This is a genomic window from Delftia tsuruhatensis, from assembly GCF_903815225.1.
In the GTDB taxonomy this organism is placed as follows: domain Bacteria; phylum Pseudomonadota; class Gammaproteobacteria; order Burkholderiales; family Burkholderiaceae_C; genus Comamonas; species Comamonas tsuruhatensis_A.
The window spans coordinates 954,268-972,895 of the sequence record NZ_LR813084.1; the positions used below are offsets into that span (position 1 = coordinate 954,268).

Genomic DNA, 18,628 nt, shown 5'->3' on the forward strand with positions numbered 1-18,628 from the left:
CCCATGCCTGGCCAGCCGCGCCTGGCGCAGGCCCCGGCCGGTGGTCCGGCCACGGGCGGCTGGGACTGGCCGCGTACCCTGGCCGCGCGCGGCAGCGCCGCGCTGCGACCGCAGCACCTGCGCCGGCGCAGCGAGCCGCCGCAGGGAACGCGGCTGCATTGCTTCGTGCTGGATTGCTCGGCCTCGATGGCGGCCGGCGGTGCGCTGGCGCGGGCCAAGGGCGTGCTGCTGGCACTGATGGACGAGGCCTATCGGCGGCGCGAGCAGGTCGCGCTGATCTGCTTTGCCGGCACGCAGGTGGAGCTGCGCCTGCCACCGCGCAAGGCGGCGGCATGGAACGATGGCTGGATAGCGCCCATAGGCGGCGGTGGCGGAACGCCGTTGCAGGCCGCCGTGCAACGGGCCGGGCTGCTGCTGGAGCGCCACTGCGCAGCCGGACCGGACGGGCAGGCCTGCGAAGGCTGGCTGTGGCTGCTCACCGATGGCCGCACGCGCGAGCAACCCGCGCGGCCGCAGGCGGCTCGGCAGGCCGGCATCGTGGATTTCGAATTCGGACGCGTGCGCCTGGGCCGGGCCAGGGCACTGGCACAGGCATGGGGCGCACGCCACCTGGTGGCGCAGGAGCTGGCCCGGGGCCTGGCATCGGGCACGGCCTGAGCCGCGGGAGTCAGGCCGGCCAGCTCAGCTCGAAACGGGCGCCGCCGCGGGCACCCGCCAGGCAGTGCGCCCGGCCGCCATGCGCCTGGGCGATGGCCTGCACCACGGCAAGCCCCAGGCCGCTACCGGCCCTTTTGGCGCGGTTGCCTTCACCGCGCTGGAAGGCCTCGAAGATGCGCGGGGCGAGATCGGCGGCCACGCCGGGCCCGCTGTCTTCCACCTGTACCGTGCACAGCCCCTGGCGTACGCGGGCGGCCACGAGCAGGGGGCCGGGCTGGGCATGCTGCATGGCGTTCTCCAGCAGGGCCAGCAAGGCCTGGCGTATGCGCACGGGGTCGCAGACCACGGGCTGCTCGTCCAGCTCCAGCGCCAGTTGCAGGCCCGCCTGCTCCAGCGCAGGGCCCACGGCCAGCGCCACCGAGCGGATCTCGCCGGCCAGGCAGGTCTGCTCCAGCTGCAGTTGCAGGTGGCCGTTCTCCTGCAGGCCCAGCAGGCGCAGGTCGTCGATCAGGCGGGTCAGCCCCTCGACCTGGGTCATCAGGCTGGCCAGCATGTCCCTGCCAGGCTCGAAGACGCCGTCGGCCAGACCCTGGAGCCGTCCGCGCAGGATGGTGACGGGCGTGCGCAGCTCATGGGCGATGGCCGCGCTCCAGAAGGCACGCTCCTTGGCCATGCCCTCCAGCCGCTGGGCCAGCAGGTTGAAGTCGTGCACCAGCTGGGCCGCCTCGTGCAGGGCGCGGCCATCGGTGCTGGCGCGCGCCGACAGGTCGCCCTGGGCCAGCTGGCGCAGGCTGATCGCCACGGAGTCCAGCGAAGGCAGGATGCGCCGCGACAGCCGCGTGGCCACGAAGATGGCGATGAGCAGGGCCACGACCAGGGTCAGCAGCACCCAGGCCAGCTCCACGCTGGAGGGCATCCAGCCGTCGGAGACGCTGGCCGGGTGGAAGGTCAGCAGCAGCGCATAGAAGGCATAGGAGCCCAGCACGCACAGCATGACCACGGCCAGCGTGACCACGGACATGGTCAGCACCACCTGCCGGCGCAGGCCGGCCGCCGTGCTCATGACAGCATCCTTCGGCCTGCGGCCTGTCCCGGCAGGGGACTGCGGGCGGGCGCGACCCTCATGGATCCAGCCCCAGCCGGTAGCCCAGGCTGCGCACGCCCACGGGCATGCCTTGCAGTCCCAGGCTTTCGAGCTTCTTGCGCAGCTTGCTGATGTGGCTGTCCACGGTGCGCTCCAGCGTATGGCCTTCGGGCAGGCAGCCCAGCAGCAGCTCGGCGCGGCTGAACACGCGCCGCGGCGAGCGCACCAGGCTGGCCAGCAGGTTGAATTCGGTCACGGTGAGATCGGGCACATGCGTGGCTCCCTGCACCTGCACGGAGACTTCGCGGCTTTCCAGGTCCACGCGGAAGGGGCCGGCCTGCAGCAGCTGCGTGTCGCGCCTCTGGGCCAGGCCCGAGCGGCGCAGCACGGCCTGCACGCGCGCCACGACCTCGGCCGCGTTGAAGGGCTTGCCCACATAGTCGTCGGCGCCCATGCGCAGGCCGATGAGCTTGTCCACATCCTGGTTCAGGGCCGTGAGCATGATGACCGGCGTATCGCCGCGCCGGCGTATTTCGGACAGCACCTGCCAACCATCCAGGCGTGGCATCTGCACATCGAGAAGAACGAGATCGGGTTTCAAATGGTGATGGAGTTCAAGGGCCTGCTGGCCATCGGCGGCGTGAACGGTGCGCAGGTCGCTGCGGGCCAGGTAGGCGCACAGGATGTCTGCGATCTCGGGTTCGTCCTCGGCGACGAGGATCAGCGATGTCGACGGCTGGAAAGGCAAGGGCTGGGCAATGATAGAAGCCATTTTTGGATCGCGGCGCAGCCTGTGTCCATCTCCATCGTTCTTCCACATTTCTTGGGTCGAAATGCCATCGAAGGACCGCAAGCTGTTTCCCTGTGCCGCCGTGAATGGCCGGCATGCGAAACAAATCGATGAATATGAAGTCACAGCGGCTGTGCCGTTGAGCTGTATGAGCTGAGTGGGAGTCATGGCGGCTTCATGGATGAATGGCCCCGATGGCAGATCGCCGGGGGCCGCAGCCGCGCCAGCCGCAGTTTCCACCATCCCCGTGCTTTCTGGCAATCTGCATTTGCATCCCGATCGCACACAGGGCCATCGGTTTTGAACATTCTCCTTTTCTGCCGTGCGCCGCCCGCGCACTGACCTCCAGGCCTCGCGTACATGCCTCAGTTCTTCATTCACCGGCCCGTCTTCGCCTGGGTCATCGCGCTGTTCATCGTGTTGCTGGGCGTGCTCGCCATTCCGCAACTGCCCATCTCGCGCTATCCCACGGTGGCGCCTCCCACGGTGAGCCTGTACGCCACCTATCCGGGCGCCACGCCCAAGACGCTCAACGACTCCGTGGTCTCGCTGATCGAGCGCGAGCTGTCCAGTGTCCGGCACCTGCTGTACTTCGAATCCTCGGTGGACACCTCGGGTTCCGCGGAGATCAAGGCCACCTTCAAGCCCGGCACCAATCCCGAACTGGCCCAGGTCGACGTGCAAAACCGCATCAAGGCCGTGGAGCCGCGCCTGCCGCAGGCCGTGCGCCAGAACGGCCTGCAGGTCGAGTCGGCCACGTCCAGCTTTCTGCTGCTGGTGGGCCTGGTCTCGCCAGGGGGCGAGTTCGACGAGCTGGCGCTGAACGACTACATGGCGCGCAACATCGTCGAGGAGCTGCGCCGCATCGAGGGCGTGGGCCGCGTGCAGCTGTTCGGCACCGAGCGCGCCATGCGTGTGTGGGTCGATCCGGCCAGGCTGATCGCCTACGGTCTGTCCATGGAGGACCTGACCCAGGCCATCCGGCAGCAGAACATGCAGATCGCACCGGGCCGCGTGGGCGATTCGCCCACGGTGCCGGGCCAGCGTGTGACCACGCCGCTGACGGTGCAGGGCCAACTGACCTCGCCCGAGCAGTTCGCCGCCATCGTGCTGCGCGCCAACGCCGACGGCTCGCGCCTGGTGCTGGGCGACGTGGCGCGCGTGGAGCTGGGCGCACAGTCCTATGCCTTCTCCAACCGCGGGGACGGCAAGCCCGCCACCAATGCCGCGGTGCAGCTGTCGCCGGGCGCCAACGCCGTGCGCACGGCCGCCGCCGTGCAGGCGCGCATGGCCGAGCTGTCCGGCATGCTGCCCCAGGGCATGGAGCACACCATCTCGTTCAACACCGCGCCCTTCGTGAAGATCTCCATCGAGAAGGTGGTGCAGACCCTGGTCGAGGCCATGGTGCTGGTGTTCCTGGTGATGTACCTGTTCCTGCAGAACCTGCGCTACACGCTGATCCCGGCCATCGTGGCGCCCGTGGCGCTGCTGGGCACCTTTGCCGTGATGCTGGCGGCGGGCTTTTCCATCAACGTGCTGACCATGTTCGGCATGGTGCTGGCCATCGGCATCATCGTGGATGACGCCATCGTCGTGGTCGAGAACGTGGAGCGCCTCATGGCCGAGGAGGGCCTGTCCCCGCGCGAGGCGACCATCAAGGCGATGAAGGAGATCACGGGTGCCATCATCGGCATCACGCTGGTGCTGACGGCGGTGTTCATTCCCATGGCCTTCGCCAGCGGATCGGTGGGCGTGATCTACCAGCAGTTCACGCTGTCCATGGCGGTGTCCATCCTGTTCTCCGCCTTCCTGGCCCTGAGCCTGACGCCCGCGCTGTGCGCCACGCTGCTCAAGCCCGTGGCGGCAGGCCACCATGAGAAAAAGGGTTTCTTCGGCTGGTTCAACCGCGGCTTCGAGCGGCTGACCTGCCGCTACGAGGCCCATGTCACGGCCCTGGTCAGGCGCACGGGGCGCATGATGCTGCTGTTCGTCGCCATCGTGGCCATCCTGGTCTTCGCGCTGCGCCAGCTGCCCTCGGCCTTCCTGCCCGAGGAGGACCAGGGCTACTTCATGGCCTCCATCCAGCTGCCTGCCGATGCCACGGCCGAGCGCACGCTGGACATCGTCAAGCGCTATGAGGAGCATGTGGCGTCGCGTCCCGGCATCGCCTCCAGCATCTCGGTGCTGGGCTTCAGCTTCGCGGGCTCGGGGCCGAACGCGGCCATGGCCTTCACCACGCTCAAGGACTGGGACCGGCGCGACGGCGCCACGGCGGGCGAGGAAGTCGCGCTGGCGCAAAAGGCCATGGAGCATGCGCCCGAGGGGGCCATCATGGTGCTGCAGCCGCCAGCCATCGACGAGCTGGGCACCTCGTCCGGCTTCACCATGTACCTGCAAGATCGCATGGGCCAGGGCCATGCCGCGCTCAAGTCGGCCACCGACCAGTTGCTGGCGCTGGCCGGGGCCAGCAGCGTGCTGGGTTCGGCCTACCAGGACAGCCTGCCCTCGGGTACCAGCGTGCGCCTGGAGATCGACCGCCAGAAGGCCCAGGCCCTGGGCGTGGGGTTCGAGGCGATCAGCGACACGCTGTCCACCGCCATGGGATCGCTGTATGTCAACGATTTTCCGAACGCGGGGCGGATGCAGCAGGTCATCGTGCAGGCCGATGCGCCCGCGCGCATGCAGGTCGATGACGTGCTCCGACTGAACGTGCGCAATGCCTCTGGCGGCATGGTGCCGTTGTCCGAATTCGCCACGCCGGTCTGGTCCGAGACGCCGCTGCAGCTGGTGCGCTACCAGGGCTTCCTGGCCTCGCGCATCTCGGGAACGCCCGCGCCGGGCACGTCCAGCGGCGCGGCCATGGCCGAGATGGAACGGCTCGTCGCCCAACTGCCCCAGGGCTTTGCCGTGGCCTGGACCGGGCAGTCGCTGCAGGAGCGCCAGTCGGCGGCGCAGGCGCCGCTGCTCATGGCACTGTCCATGCTGGTGGTCTTCCTGGTGCTGGCCGCGTTGTACGAGAGCTGGTCCATCCCGCTGTCGGTGATGCTGGTGGTGCCCCTGGGCCTGCTGGGTGCCGTGGCCGCCGTGCTGTTGCGCGGCATGCCCAACGACGTGTTCTTCAAGGTGGGCCTGATCACCATCATCGGCCTGTCGGCCAAGAACGCCATCCTGATCGTGGAGTTCGCCAAGCAGCTGCGCGAGCAGGGCCAGGGCCTGCGCGAGGCCGCCGTCAACGCGGCGCGGCTGCGACTGCGGCCCATCCTCATGACCTCGCTGGCCTTTGCGCTGGGCGTGGTGCCGCTGATGCTGGCCTCGGGCGCCAGCGCGGAAACCCAGCACGCCATCGGCACGGGCGTGTTCGGCGGCATGGTCAGCGGCACGCTGCTGGCCGTGTTCTTCGTGCCTGTCTTCTTCGTCTTCGTCCTCGAATGGCAGCGGCGCATCGCCGGGCCGCGCAGCAGCGCGGGCCGGCCACCGCCCCCTGCCGACTCCGGAACTTGAACATGCCTTTGTGGATCGCGATCAATGCCCTGTGTTTTCACGGCCGCCCGGCGACATCTCCCCTGGAAGGCGGCGGCCCGGCCGGCGCCGACCGGCCCGTGGCGGCCCATGCCGTGACGTCGGCACCGCCTGCATATGGCCCAGGTGCGTCCGCCGAGCCTGATCCGAGCGGGCCGGTGCAGGAAGGCGGTGGCGGTTGTGCGCTGGGTCCGTGATTTCTATAATCGCAACTTCATTTTTCTTTGCCAGGAGGTATTCGTCCCATGCGCCATTGATGCCGCCGCGTCTTCCGCGGCCCGCTTTTCCCGCCCCTGCCCACGGCATGCGCAATGCATGCGAGATGGCAAGGAACTGCGTTGGCATCCATGACCTGCACCATGACAAATACCACCATCACGCTGGACGGCGTCTCCTGCGTACTGCCCGACGGCAGAACCCTTTTCTCCGATCTTTCCGAAAGCTTCGACCTGCGCCGCACCGGCCTGGTGGGGCGCAATGGCGTGGGCAAGTCCCGGCTGGCGCGCATCCTGGCGGGGCTGGATGAACCCTCGCAGGGCCGTTGCCTGCGCACGGCCGGCGTGCTGTACCTGGCGCAGCGCACGGACTGGCATGACCAGCCTTCGGTGGCGGCGCTGGCCGGGCTGCGGGAGGCTTTCGATGCCCTGGCCCGTATCGAAGGCGGCAGCGCCGACGCGCGCGACTTCGAGCTGCTGGCCGACCGCTGGGACCTGCGCCAGCGTCTGCAGGCCCAGCTGGAGCTGGCAGGCCTGGGTCGGCTGCACCCCGAGACGCCCGGCCATGCGCTCAGCGGTGGCGAGGCCATGCGCGTGGCACTGGCGGGCGCGCTGCTGTCCGAAGCCGGCCATCTGGTGCTGGACGAACCCACCAACCACCTGGACCAGGGCAGCCGTGCCGCACTCGTGCAGCAACTGCGGCGCTGGCCGCGTGGCCTGATCGTGGTCAGCCATGACCGGACACTGCTCGAAGGCATGGAGCGCATCGTCGAGCTGTCGCCGTCGGGCCTGCGTGGCTACGGCGGCGGATATTCCTTCTATGCCGAGGCCCGGGAACGTGAACGGGCCCAGGCCAGCGGGCAGCTGGAGCAGCGCAAGCTGGAGCGGCGCCGCGAAACGCAGCAGCTGCGCGCGCAACAGGAGCGCCAGGAACGTCGCCAGGCCCGCGGCCGGCGCCATGACCAGGAGGCCAACCAGGCGCGCATCCTGCTCGACCGCCAGAAGGAGCGCAGCGAAGGCTCGGCCGGGCGGCTGCGCCAGCAGCACGCGGCCGCGCGCGAGCAGCTGGACGAGCGCGTGCGCGAGGCGGCGCTGCAGGTGCAACAGGCCGCGCACATCCACCTCCAGGGGCTGCCCGTGGCGGCTGGCGCAGGCCAGCGCGTGGTGGCGCTGCTGGACGAGGTGGTGCCGCCGTTCTCGCATGCATGCCGGCCGGTCAGCCTGACGCTGCGCGGCGGCCAGCGGCTGGCCATCGTCGGGCCCAACGGTTGTGGCAAGACCCGACTGCTCGATGTGATGGCAGGGCGATGCCTGCCCCTGGCCGGTCGGGCGCAGCGATTCGTGCCCTTCGCCTATCTGGACCAGCGCCTGGCCCGGCTGGACGCACGGCGCCCCGTGCTGGAGCTGCTGCGCCAGGCCTGTCCCGCCGTGGCCGAGGACGAACTGCGCACACGGCTGGCGCAGCTGGGCCTGGGGCCGCAGACGCTGGCGCTGACGGGCGCGCAGCTCAGCGGCGGCGAGCGGCTGAAGGCGGCGCTGGCCTGCGCCCTGCACGGCGATCCGGTACCCCAGCTCCTGTTGCTGGACGAGCCCTGCAACCACCTGGACCTGCCCTCGCTGCAGGCGCTGGAGGCCATGCTGTGCAGCCATGAAGGCGCGCTGGTCGTGGTCTCGCACGACGAGAGCTTCCTCGCCCGGATCGCGCTGACGGACCGGCTGGAGTTCTCGCCCACGGGCTGGCGGATGCGGCCGGCCTGAGCCGCAGGGGATCAGGGCAGTGGCGCCATCAGCGCCTGCAGCGCCCGTACATCGGTGACCAGCAGCGCCTGCCGACCCTCCTTGCGCAGCAGGCCGCGCCGCGCCAGAGCGCCCAGCTCGCGGGTGACCTGTTCGCGGTTGGTGCTGATCTTGCTGGCCAGCATGGCATGCGATGGTGCCGGCTCCAGCCGGGCCGTGTTGTCGGCTGCCACGCCGGCCGCCTGCGCCAGGCGTAGCAGCTCGGCATGCAGGCGGGTGGGAACGCCCTGCGTGCTCAGTTCCATGACGCGGTCGGTCAGCCGGCGGACCAGCCCGGCCAGATCGACCATCACGCGCATGGCGACGGCCGGCTCGCGCGCCAGCAGGGCCAGGAAGGCCTCGCGCGAGAGGCTGGCCAGCAGCGAGGCTTGCAGCGTGAGCACATCGGTGGAGCGCGCATGGCCGTCGATGGCCGCAAGGTGTCCGAAATGTTCGCCGGCCTCATGGTCGCGGAAGCTGACCTCGCGCCCGCCGGGCGAGTAGGTGGTGATGCGCACGCGGCCGGTGGCCAGGAAGAACACATCGCTGCCCGTGGAGCAGCGGCTGAACACGGGCTGGCCGGCGTCGAGCTGGCGCCAGTCGCAGTCGGCCGCGATGCGGGCGAGGCAGGTGTCGGCCAGCCCCTCGAACAGAGCGATGCGGCGCAGGGCGAAGCCCGAGGGCGCAGGCGGGCGGGGAGTCGGTGAAGCCATGGAACCAAACGGGGAGGGGGAGAACAAAAAGCCTGGACCGGCGGCAGGTTTGCGCCGATTATCGACCTGCGCGCACCGGCGCTCCCTCCCCTCACCCATGGCCCGCGTCTTCCGTCCGGATCTTCCCGCTCTTCGCAGCCTTCACTGGTCCAGTGGCCTCGTGCTGTGGGCGTATGCGGCCCTGCACCTGGCCAACCACGCGCTGGGCCTGGTTTCCCTGAACACGGCCGAGGCCGCGCGCGCGGCCATCCATGGGCTGTGGCGTTCCCTGCCCGGCACCGTCCTGCTGTATGGCGCGCTGGCCACGCACCTGGCGCTGGCGCTGCACGCGCTGTGGCAGCGGCGCAGCCTGCGCATGCCGGCGCTGGAGGCGCTGCGCCTGGCGCTGGGCCTGGGCCTGCCCCTGCTGCTGGCCCTGCATGTACCGGCCACGCGCCTGGCCCAGGAGATCTGGGCCGTGGAGCCCTCCTATGCCCGCATCGTGCGCTCGGTCTGGAATCCGTCGAGCCTGGCGGTCCAGCTGGCGCTGCTGTGCGCGGCCTGGATCCATGGGTGCCTGGGCCTGCACATGGCCTTGCGCCGGCATGCCGCCTGGCGGCGCTGGCAGCCGCTGCTGCTGACCGGGGCCGTGCTGTTGCCCGTGCTGGCTGCGCTGGGCATCCTTTCGATGGCGCGCGAGATCCGGGCAGCGGTCCTGCCGGCGGCGCCCGTCCCCTCGCCCGAGGCGGCCCTGCTGCTGCGCGACATCACGGCCGCGCTGCGCGAGGGCTGGCTGGCCATCCTGGCCCTGCCGCTGGCCGGGCGCGGGCTGTGGCGACTGATGCGCGCGCGCTCGGGCGGTCAGGGCCTGGTGCAATTGCGGTATCCGGATCGCAGCATCCAGGTGCCGCGCGGCCTCAGCGTGCTGGAGGCCAGCCGCGAGCATGGTATCGCCCATCTCTCGCTGTGCGGCGGCAAGGCGCGCTGCTCCACCTGCCGCGTGCGCGTCAGCGGTCCGCCAGCCCACCTGCCCGAGCCCCGTCGCGCCGAGCGCCTGACGCTGGAGCGCGTGAAGGCGCCCGCCGATGTGCGCCTGGCCTGCCAGCTGCGGCCCATGGGCGATATCACCGTGGTGCCGCTGTTCCGTACTCCGGCCGCGGCGCAGGACGGGCGCCATGGCGAGGAGCGCGAGGTCGCCATCCTGTTCGTGGACCTGCGGCGCTGGTCCGGCCTGTCCGAGCGCCAATGGCCCGTGGACCTGTCCTGGGTGCTGGACCAGTATTTCGAGACCGTGGGCCAGGCCGTGCGCGATGGCGGCGGCCTGGCCAATCAGTTCATCGGCGACAGCGTGATGGCCATCTTCGGCCTGGAGACGGACCTGGCCACGGCCTGCAGGCAGGCCATCCATGCCAGCGTGCTCATCGATCGGCGCATGCAGGAATGGGGTGCGAGCTTCGAGGTGCAGTTCGGCCAGCCGCTGGACTTCGGCATCGGCCTGCACGCGGGCCGCGCCGTGGTCGGGCGCGTGGGGTTCGAGCGCACCACCACGTTCACGGCCGTGGGCGAGGTGGTCAACACAGCGAGCCGCCTCCAGGAATACACCAAGAGCGCACAGGTGCGCCTGGTGCTGTCGCTGGAGGTCGCGCGGCTCGCCGGCCGGGCGTCCGGCCTGGGCCCGCCGCACGAGGTTCAGGTGCGCGGACGCTCGGCGCCGCTGCAGGTGCTGCAGGTGGCGCGGCCCGCCCAGCAGTGGCCCTGAGCCGCGGCGCGGAGATTGCACGGAGATGTGCGTTTAGGCACTTACATGAAAGCGGCGCGGGACGAGACTTGCAGCCATGCAGAACGCAATCACGCGCTGCACGATCTGACAAAGGAACCGTCATGAAGCACGCCAAGCACATCCTCGCCATCGTTGCCCTGTCCGCTGCCTCCTGGTCGGGCATGGCCTCGGCCGCGCCGGCCTCCAGCGAGACCTGGTTCGGGGCCGAGCCCGCCACCGCCGGCCGCGCCCTGTCGCGCGCCGAAGTGCAGGCCGACCTGGCCATGTGGAGCCGCGCCGGCCTCAACGCCTATCCGGAGCGCGCCGAGAACTACTGGGATGCCGAATACCAGCAGCGCCTGGCCCGGTACCAGCGCCTGCGCAGCGGCCCGGAATACCTGGCTGAGCTGCAGCGCCTGGGTGGATCGGTGACGGCGGCCCAAGGCGAGGGAAGCGCCCGTGTACCGGGCTGAGGCATTGCCGCGGTCCGCAGCCGCGCCCTGGGCCGACGTCGCACCGCTGCTGGCCCGGGTGCTGCTGAGCCTGCTGTTCCTGTACAGCGGCATCGGCAAGCTGCTGGGGCCGGAAGGCACCATGGCCTATATCGCCAAGGCCGGCCTGCCGCTGCCCCTGCTGTCCTATGCGATGGCGCTGGTCGTCGAGCTGGGCGTGGCCACGGCCCTGCTGCTGGGCTGGCGCACGCGCGAGGCGGCGGCCGTGATGGCTCTTTTCAGTGTCGCGTCGGCGCTGATGTTCCACCACCAGTTCTCCGACAAGGGGCAACTGATCCAGTTCCTGAAGAACCTGGCGATCGCCGGAGGCTTCGTGCAGCTGATGCTTGGCCCGGTGGGGCGCTGGAGCTGGGATGCGCGGCGTGCGGCCGCGCGTTGAAGCCGTCCCGTGAAACGGAAAACCGCCGGCATGCCGGCGGTTTTCCTGCGTCTTGCGGCCCCGGTGGGGCTCAGACCCTGACACCCTTTTCCGCCAGCATGCGCGCATAGGCCGCGAGGATCAGGCGCTCCGAATGGACGAGGTAGTCGTTGAGCGCGGTGGCCGCCTCGGCGGGCCGGCCGTCCTCGAACTGCTGCAGGATGCGCGCGTTCATGTCCACATAGGGCGCATGCAGGAAATGCGGGTCACGCAGCAGGCCGAAGGCCAGGCGCAGTTCGGCCAGCAGGTGCTCGAACATGGTGTTCAGGCGTTCGCTGTCGGCCAATTGCACGATGGCCTTGTGAAAGGACATGTTGGCCGTCCCCACGCCGGACCAGTCCTGCGCCTCGCGGTGGCGCTGGGCCATGTCCACGGCCTCGCGCATGAGGCCGCGCGCCGGGTGCATGGGATAGGCCTGGGCCAGGGCCTGGCACTCGACCATGCGGCGCACGCGGTAGATGTCGATGATGGAGGCGATGCTGGGCGCAGCCACCGATACGCCCTTGTTGGGCTCGTGCACCAGCAGGCCTTCCTTGGTCAGCAGCCGGAAGGCCTCGCGCAGCGTGTTGCGCGAGATGGCCAGGCTTTCACTGAGCGCGGCCTCCGACAGCTTCTGGCCCGGCTCCCAGGCGCCGTCAATGAGCCTGCTGCGCAGTTGCTCGGTCACGCGGTCGGTCAGGTTCTGTGTGTCGGTGGTGCGGGTCATGGCGGACGGATCGGAAGCAGGTCAGCAGTGTATCCCTGGCATGCACCTGTACCGTGCCGGTCAGGACAGGAAGCGTCCGCCGTCGCCCAGCACGCCCAACTCCACGAAGCCCGATCCCGCGTAGGGCGCCTGGCTGGCGTAGTCGATGGCGAAGCCGCCCAGGTCCCAGCGGCGTATGCCTGCCAGCGCCGTGCGCAGCCGCGACTGTGCGGGGTCGCGGCCCGCGCGCTCCAGGCCCTCCGCGAGCACGCGCGCGTTCACATAGGCCTCCAGGCTGCCCAGGGAGAACTCCTGCTGGTTGCCGGCGCGCATGGCCGCCTGGTAGTCGCGCACCAGCTGCAGCTTGCCCTGGTGGGGGGCGGGCACGACCATGGTCAACGCCATGCCGCGCGCGTCCTTGCCCAGCCCGGCCAGGCTGTCGTTGGGCAGGGTCACGCTCAGGCCCGCCAGCAGCAGCCCCGGCGAATGCTTGCGCAGCCCGCGCACCAGGTCCGCCGACACCGTGCCCGCCGTGGCCAGCAGCACGGCCGAGGGGTGGGCCGCCAGCACCTTGTCCAGCACTTCGGCCACATTCTTCCCATCGGTGGCCACGGCCAGCTGCAGCGCGGGCTGCAGGCCCTGGCCGGCCAGCTCGCGCGTGGCGTCCTCGAGCATCTCGCGGCCATAGGCGTTGTCAAGGTGGACGATGCCTATGCCCTTGAGTCCCATGCCCGTGAGGCGCTGCACCAGGCGGCGCATCTCATCGGTGTAGCTGGCGCGCACGTGGAAGACGCTGCGATAGCCCTTGCGCAGCGAGGAAGCGCCCGTCCAGGGCGCCACGTAGGGAATGCCGCTGTCCTCGACCAGGGGCAGGATGGCTGCGTTGTTGGGTGTGCCCACGCAGGACAGCAGCGCGAAGGCCGAGCCCTTGGCGAGCATCTGCTTGACGTTGTCGGCCGTGCGCTGGGGTACGTAGCCGTCATCCACCATCTGCAGCTGCAGCGTGCGCCCATGGATGCCGCCGCGCGCATTGATCTGGGCCATGGCGGCTTCCGTTCCCTGCCGGATGTCCTTCCCGAAGCTGGCCAGCGGGCCGGTCATCGCTGCCGAGCAGCCGATGGTGATGGTCTTGGCCGAGAGGCCCGGCTCGTCGGCGAGGGCGTTGCGCACGAAGGCGGGCGCGGCGGAAATGGCCGCGGCACGAGGCAGGAGAGAGACAAGTTGACGGCGTCGCATGGATTCAGGGCTGGTGCATGTGAATGGAGCAGGTCGCGGTTCCTCGGGGTACCGCGCGTGCCGGCGGCAGTCGCCATGGCACGCGGGTGCGGGCCATTGTAGGAGTTTGCCTACGCCCGTCCAGCCCCTGGGCGTGGCGGCCGTCCACTGTCGTGCGGGCGATGGATCGCCTGGCGCATCCTGCTCAATTTGTAGGCAATTCCATGCGGGTTTGTACTATGTCTATGCACTGATTGTCATGCTCACAATTCAAGTGTGTAAGACAACTTTTCATTTTTGTTGAACAAAACTTGGATGAGGCGGAGACAATCTGCCGGATTCAGGGGTTGGGCAAGGGGAACCACATGCTGACTGATGTCAATCTCTGGCCGCTGATAGGCGTGGCCATCATCGTGGCGGGCTTCGTGCTGCGCTTCAATCCCATGATGGTCGTGATCGTCACGGCCATCGGCACGGCGCTGGCGGCGGGCTTCCCGATCGACAAGGTGCTGGCCACCATCGGCACGGGCTTCATCAAGACCCGCAACCTGCCGCTGATCATCCTGCTGCCGCTGGCGGTGATCGGCCTGCTGGAGCGCCACGGTCTGCGCCAGCACGCGCAAAACTGGATCAGCTCCATCAAGTCGGCCACGGCCGGCCGTCTGCTGATCGTCTACCTGGCCGCGCGCCAGCTCACGGCCGCCGTCGGCCTGACCAGCCTGGGCGGCCATCCGCAGATGGTGCGTCCGCTGCTGGCGCCCATGGCCGAGGGCGCGACCCAGTCGCGCTACGGCATCCTGCCCGCCAAGGTGCGCGACAAGCTGCGCGCCTACTCGGCTGCCACGGACAACGTGGGCCTGTTCTTCGGCGAGGACATCTTCGTGGCCTTCGGCGCCATCGTGCTGATGACCACCTTCCTGAAGGAAGCCGGCATCGAGGTGGAGCCCATCCACGTCGCGCTGTGGGGCATCCCCACCGCCATCTGCGCCTTCGTCATCCATGCCTGGCGCCTGAACCGCCTGGACCGCACGCTGCAGCGTGAACTGGCCGACTACAAGGCCGGCGCCGAAGCCGTTGCCGCCACCGAAGCCAAGGGAGCCTGAACATGACGCTGACCATCCAACACCTGTACTACCTGGTCGGCTTCGTCCTGGCCGTCACGGCCGTGATGACGCTGCGCGACGCCAGCAACCCCAGGCGCTGGTCCAGCGGACTGTTCTGGGCGCTGTACGCCGCGGTCTTCCTGGTGGGCAACGAGCTGCCGCCCATGGTCGTGGGCATCATCGCCGTGGCCATGGCGCTGATCGCCGGCTTCGGCGGCGTGGGCAGCGGCCGCCATGTGCCGCGCAGCGATGCCGAGTACCTGGCCAGCGCCAGGCGCCTGGGCAACAAGCTGTTCGCGCCGGCCCTGGCGATTCCGCTGATCACCATGGTCGGCACGCTCAGCGCCTCGCACCTGGTCTTCGGCGGCACGCCGCTGCTGGACCCCAAGGCCACCACGCTGGTGAGCCTGGGTGTGGGCTGCGTGCTGGCCCTGGGTCTGGCCTGCTGGCTGACCCGCGAGACGCCGGCCCAGGGCATGCGCGAATCGCGCCGCCTGACCGACGCCCTGGGCTGGGCCCTGGTGCTGCCCCAGATGCTGGGCATGCTGGGCCTGGTGTTCTCGGACGCCGGCGTGGGCAAGGCCGTGGCCTATGTGACCACCACCTACATCAACATGGACATCCGCTTCGTGGCCGTGGCCGTCTACGTGATCGGCATGGCGCTGTTCACCGTGGTCATGGGCAATGGCTTCGCGGCCTTCCCCGTGATGACCGGCGGCGTGGGCGTGCCCATCCTGGTCGGCGTCTACCATGGCGATCCGGCCGTGATGGCAGCCATCGGCATGCTGTCGGGCTACTGCGGAACCCTGCTCACCCCCATGGCGGCCAACTTCAACCTGGTGCCTGCGGCGCTGCTGGAGATCGACAAGAACGCGGTGATCCGCGCCCAGGTGCCCACGGCCCTGGCGCTGCTGACGGCCAACGTCTTCCTGCTGTACTTCCTGATGTTCCGCTGAGGAGATGGCACCCCCTGAGCCGCTTTGCGGCTTCCCCCTGGAAGGGGGACGACGCCCTCGCCGCGAGGCGGCTCTTGCTCGGCGTCCCTGGGGTGGGCCGCGCCAGTTTCTGGGGCTGCGACTGGAGCGTTAGCACTATGAATCACAGAGATAGCCAACACTGATACCGATATGACGACCGAACCCACAAGCCCCTGCATCCTGGTGACCGGCTTCGAGCCGTTCGAGCAGGACCCTGTCAATCCCTCGTGGGAAGTGGCGCGTGCCCTGCATGGCGAGACCGTGGCCGGCGCCACCGTCCACGGCCTGCAGCTGCGCTGCGTGTTCGGCGAGTCGCTGCGCCAGCTGCAGGAGGCACTGGCGCAACTGCAGCCGGTGCTGGTCATCAGCCTGGGCCTGGCGGGCGGCCGCAGCGAGTTCACGCCCGAGCGCGTGGCCATCAATATCGACGACGCCCGCATTCCCGACCATGCGGCGCGCCAGCCTGTGGACCAGGTGGTGATCCCGGGCGCGCCCGCCGCGTACTTTTCCACGCTGCCCATCAAGGCCGTGGTGCATAACCTGCGCGCGCGCGGCATTCCGTCTTCCGTGTCCAACACGGCGGGCACCTTTGTCTGCAACCACGTGTTTTTCGCGCTCATGCACTGGCTGGCCCAGGGCAAGGCGGCGCCGGGCGCGCGTGGCGGCTTCATCCACGTGCCGGCCCTGCCCGAGCAGGCAGCGCGCAAGCCGGGCATGCCCAGCATGTGCCTGGCCGACCAGGTGGCTGCCGTGCGCGAGACCATTCGCACGGCCCTGACCGTGACCCAGGATCTGAAGGAAAACGCCGGCCAGCTGCACTGAGAGCCTGTGCACCGAGTCCGGCGAGGAGAGAACGATGAAAATTGACCTGAACAGTGATCTTGGCGAGAGCCTGGGCGGATGGCGCATGGGCGACGACGCCGCCATGCTCGACATCGTCAGCAGCGCCAACGTGGCCTGCGGATTCCATGCCGGCGACCCGGCAGGCATCCTGGAGACGCTCAAGGCTGCCCGCGAGCGCGGCGCCATGGTGGGCGCCCATGTGTCCTATCCCGACCTCGTCGGCTTCGGCCGGCGCAACATGGATGTGGCCAGCGCCGACCTGGTGGCCGGCGTCATCTACCAGATCGGTGCGCTGCAGGGCCTGGCCCGCGTGGCCGGCACCGAGGTGCGCTACGTCAAGCCACACGGCGCGCTCTACAACACCATCGCCCACGACAGGCGCCAGGCCACCGACGTGATCACGGCCATGCGCGCCATCGACCCCAGCCTGGTGCTGGTGGCGCTGGCCGGCTCGCCCCTGATCGACTGGGCGCGCGATGCGGGCCTGACCGTGGTGGCCGAGGCCTTTGCCGACCGCGGCTACACGCCCGAGGGCACCCTGGTTTCGCGCCGCGATCCGGGCGCCGTGCTGCACGATGTGGACCAGATCGCCGCGCGCATGCTGTCCCTGGTGCGAGACGGCGTGGTCGAGGCCGTCGATGGCAGCCTGGTGCGCATTGCCGCCGACTCCATCTGCGTGCACGGCGACAGCCCCGGTGCCGTGGCCATTGCACGCCACCTGCGCGAGCGATTCGAGCAGGAGGGCGTGCGCATTTCCTCCTTCGTGGGCTGAGGGCACACCATGCGTTTCCTACCCGTCAATCGCCAGGCCCTGATGGTGGAGCTGGCCGACCTGGATGAGACCCTGGCCCTGCTGGGCTCGCTGCAGCGCGATCCCATCGCCGGGGTGCAGGAGCTGGTGCCCGCCGCGCGCACGGTGCTCGTGCAGTTCGCGCCCACGCAAGTGGGCGTGGCCGAGCTGGTGCGCCGCATCGCCGCGCGCGACCTGGGCCAGCGTGCCGAGCGCAGCGACGTGCTGGTCGAGATTCCCGTGCACTATGACGGCGAAGACCTGGCCGACGTGGCGCAACTGCTGGGCATCACGCCCGAGGAAGTCGTGCGCCGCCACACGGGCAGCGAATACGCCGTGGCCTTCACGGGCTTCGCGCCCGGCTTCGCCTACCTCAGCGGGGGCGATCCGATCTTCAACGTGCCGCGCCGCAGCACGCCGCGCACGCGCGTGCCGGCCGGCTCGGTGGCGCTGGGCGGCACGTTCAGCGCCGTCTATCCCCAGGCCAGCCCCGGCGGCTGGCAACTGATAGGCCGCACCTCGGCTCGCATGTGGGACCTGGCGCGCGCGCTGCCCGCGCTGCTGCAGCCCGGCTACCGCGTGCGCTTCGTCGATGCGGCCGGCATGGCCCAGGTGGATGACGCGCCCGCGCCCGCCGTGGCGCAGGCCGTGCCGCATGAAGGCAATGCACTGCGCGTCAAGGCGACGGGCTTGATGACGCTGTTCCAGGACCGGGGCCGCCTGGGCCAGGCCGGGCAGGGCGTCTCGGCCTCGGGCGCCATGGACCAGGCGGCCTTCAAGGCCGCCAACCGCCTGGTGGGCAACCCCAGCGATCTGCCCGTGCTCGAAACCGTGGGCGGCGGCCTGTCCCTGCAAAGCCGGGGCGACACCGTGGTCGCCGTCACGGGCGCCGATGCGCCGCTGACCGTGACCACCCAGGCGGGCCGGCGCTGGAACGTGGCGCGCTACCAGGCCGTGGCCCTGGCCGATGGCGACCAGCTGTCCATAGCCCAGCCCGTGGCCGGTGCACGCTGCTATGTGGCCGTGCGCGGCGGCTTCGCGGTCACGCCCGTGCTGGGCAGCGCCTGCACGGACACGCTGGCCCACGTCGGCCCGGCACCGCTGGCCGTGGGCCAGGTCCTGCCCTTGCGTCCCGCAGGGCGCATGGCCGTGGCCAGCCCCGAACTGCCCCCCGAATCCCTGCCCGTGGCCGGCCAGGATGTGGTGCTGGACGTGGAACTGGGCCCGCGCACCGACTGGTTCACGCCCGAGGCCGTGGCCCTGCTGGCCACCCAGCGCTGGCAGGTCACGCCGCAATCGAACCGCGTGGGCCTGCGCCTGGCGGGCGAGCAGCCGCTGGCGCGCGCCGTCGCGGGCGAGCTGCCCAGCGAAGGCACGCCGCTGGGCGCCATCCAGGTGCCGCCCAGCGGCCAGCCCGTGCTGTTCCTGGCCGACCATCCGCTCACGGGCGGCTACCCCGTGATCGGCTGCGTGGCGCCGCACCACCTGGACCGGGCGGGCCAGATCCCCGTGGGCGCCTGGATCCGCTTCAACCCCATCCGCGCCTTCGAGGAATACCAGCCCGGCGCCCAGGGTTCGACGAACTGAATACTG

The 18,628-nt window shown here is 70.0% G+C and carries 16 protein-coding genes; 11 read left to right on the forward strand and 5 right to left on the reverse strand.

Annotated features, from left to right (window positions below; genetic code table 11):
* Positions 1 to 3: 3 nt before the first annotated feature.
* A complete protein-coding gene (locus tag L1Z78_RS04370) occupies positions 4 to 657 on the forward strand; it encodes a vWA domain-containing protein (protein ID WP_234640334.1) in 654 nt (217 codons plus the stop codon).
* Between the two features lie 10 nt (positions 658 to 667).
* Here the strand turns inward: L1Z78_RS04370 and L1Z78_RS04375 are convergent, their stop codons facing one another.
* Together L1Z78_RS04375 and L1Z78_RS04380 are read right to left on the reverse strand one after the other, a co-directional pair.
* Positions 668 to 1,720 (reverse strand): sensor histidine kinase, encoded by a 1,053-nt coding sequence (locus tag L1Z78_RS04375; RefSeq protein ID WP_234640335.1) that lies wholly within the window; start codon positions 1,718 to 1,720, stop codon positions 668 to 670.
* A 58-nt stretch (positions 1,721 to 1,778) separates the two neighbouring features.
* Positions 1,779 to 2,513: a response regulator gene (locus L1Z78_RS04380; RefSeq protein ID WP_234640336.1), complete on the reverse strand. Its 735-nt coding sequence runs from the start codon at positions 2,511 to 2,513 to the stop codon at positions 1,779 to 1,781.
* A 378-nt stretch (positions 2,514 to 2,891) separates the two neighbouring features.
* Between L1Z78_RS04380 and L1Z78_RS04385 the strand changes: the two genes are divergently transcribed.
* Both L1Z78_RS04385 and L1Z78_RS04390 read left to right on the forward strand, forming a co-directional pair.
* Positions 2,892 to 6,032 (forward strand): efflux RND transporter permease subunit, encoded by a 3,141-nt coding sequence (locus L1Z78_RS04385; RefSeq protein WP_234640337.1) that lies wholly within the window; start codon positions 2,892 to 2,894, stop codon positions 6,030 to 6,032.
* A 377-nt stretch (positions 6,033 to 6,409) separates the two neighbouring features.
* On the forward strand, positions 6,410 to 8,023 hold the full coding sequence (locus L1Z78_RS04390; protein ID WP_234640338.1) for an ABC-F family ATP-binding cassette domain-containing protein: 1,614 nt from the start codon (positions 6,410 to 6,412) through the stop codon (positions 8,021 to 8,023).
* 11 nt (positions 8,024 to 8,034) lie between these two features.
* Here the strand turns inward: L1Z78_RS04390 and L1Z78_RS04395 are convergent, their stop codons facing one another.
* On the reverse strand, positions 8,035 to 8,754 hold the full coding sequence (locus L1Z78_RS04395; RefSeq protein ID WP_234640339.1) for a Crp/Fnr family transcriptional regulator: 720 nt from the start codon (positions 8,752 to 8,754) through the stop codon (positions 8,035 to 8,037).
* 97 nt (positions 8,755 to 8,851) lie between these two features.
* Here L1Z78_RS04395 and L1Z78_RS04400 point away from each other — a divergent pair, with 97 nt between their 5' ends.
* From L1Z78_RS04400 to L1Z78_RS04410, 3 genes are all read left to right on the forward strand, one after another.
* Positions 8,852 to 10,492, forward strand: a complete 1,641-nt coding sequence (locus tag L1Z78_RS04400) for an adenylate/guanylate cyclase domain-containing protein (protein WP_234640340.1) — start codon at positions 8,852 to 8,854, stop codon at positions 10,490 to 10,492.
* Between the two features lie 122 nt (positions 10,493 to 10,614).
* Positions 10,615 to 10,965 (forward strand): DUF4148 domain-containing protein, encoded by a 351-nt coding sequence (locus L1Z78_RS04405; RefSeq protein WP_234640341.1) that lies wholly within the window; start codon positions 10,615 to 10,617, stop codon positions 10,963 to 10,965.
* 4 nt (positions 10,966 to 10,969) lie between these two features.
* Positions 10,970 to 11,383 carry a DoxX family protein gene (locus L1Z78_RS04410; RefSeq protein ID WP_234640342.1) on the forward strand — a complete coding sequence of 138 codons (414 nt, stop codon included), beginning with the start codon at positions 10,970 to 10,972 and terminating at the stop codon, positions 11,381 to 11,383.
* Positions 11,384 to 11,453: 70 nt separating this feature from the next.
* Here L1Z78_RS04410 and L1Z78_RS04415 read toward each other — a convergent pair whose 3' ends face one another.
* Both L1Z78_RS04415 and L1Z78_RS04420 read right to left on the reverse strand, forming a co-directional pair.
* A complete protein-coding gene (locus tag L1Z78_RS04415) occupies positions 11,454 to 12,128 on the reverse strand; it encodes a GntR family transcriptional regulator (protein WP_234640343.1) in 675 nt (224 codons plus the stop codon).
* Between the two features lie 60 nt (positions 12,129 to 12,188).
* Positions 12,189 to 13,343: an ABC transporter substrate-binding protein gene (locus tag L1Z78_RS04420; protein ID WP_234640344.1), complete on the reverse strand. Its 1,155-nt coding sequence runs from the start codon at positions 13,341 to 13,343 to the stop codon at positions 12,189 to 12,191.
* A gap of 344 nt (positions 13,344 to 13,687) precedes the next feature.
* On the opposite strand from L1Z78_RS04420, the gene L1Z78_RS04425 reads away from it, so the two are divergent.
* The 5 genes from L1Z78_RS04425 (at position 13,688) to L1Z78_RS04445 (ending at position 18,622) form a co-directional block, all read left to right on the forward strand.
* Entirely contained in the window at positions 13,688 to 14,425 is a 738-nt protein-coding gene (locus L1Z78_RS04425; RefSeq protein WP_234640345.1) for a DUF969 domain-containing protein, read from the forward strand.
* A 2-nt stretch (positions 14,426 to 14,427) separates the two neighbouring features.
* A complete protein-coding gene (locus L1Z78_RS04430) occupies positions 14,428 to 15,381 on the forward strand; it encodes a DUF979 domain-containing protein (protein ID WP_234640346.1) in 954 nt (317 codons plus the stop codon).
* Positions 15,382 to 15,552: 171 nt separating this feature from the next.
* The gene (gene pcp, locus L1Z78_RS04435) at positions 15,553 to 16,224 is read left to right on the forward strand and encodes a pyroglutamyl-peptidase I (protein ID WP_234640347.1); all 672 of its coding nucleotides are present in this window, start codon (positions 15,553 to 15,555) and stop codon (positions 16,222 to 16,224) included.
* Positions 16,225 to 16,258: 34 nt separating this feature from the next.
* A complete protein-coding gene (locus L1Z78_RS04440) occupies positions 16,259 to 17,017 on the forward strand; it encodes a LamB/YcsF family protein (protein ID WP_012207525.1) in 759 nt (252 codons plus the stop codon).
* Positions 17,018 to 17,026: 9 nt separating this feature from the next.
* On the forward strand, positions 17,027 to 18,622 hold the full coding sequence (locus tag L1Z78_RS04445; protein WP_234640348.1) for an urea amidolyase family protein: 1,596 nt from the start codon (positions 17,027 to 17,029) through the stop codon (positions 18,620 to 18,622).
* Positions 18,623 to 18,628: the final 6 nt, after the last annotated feature.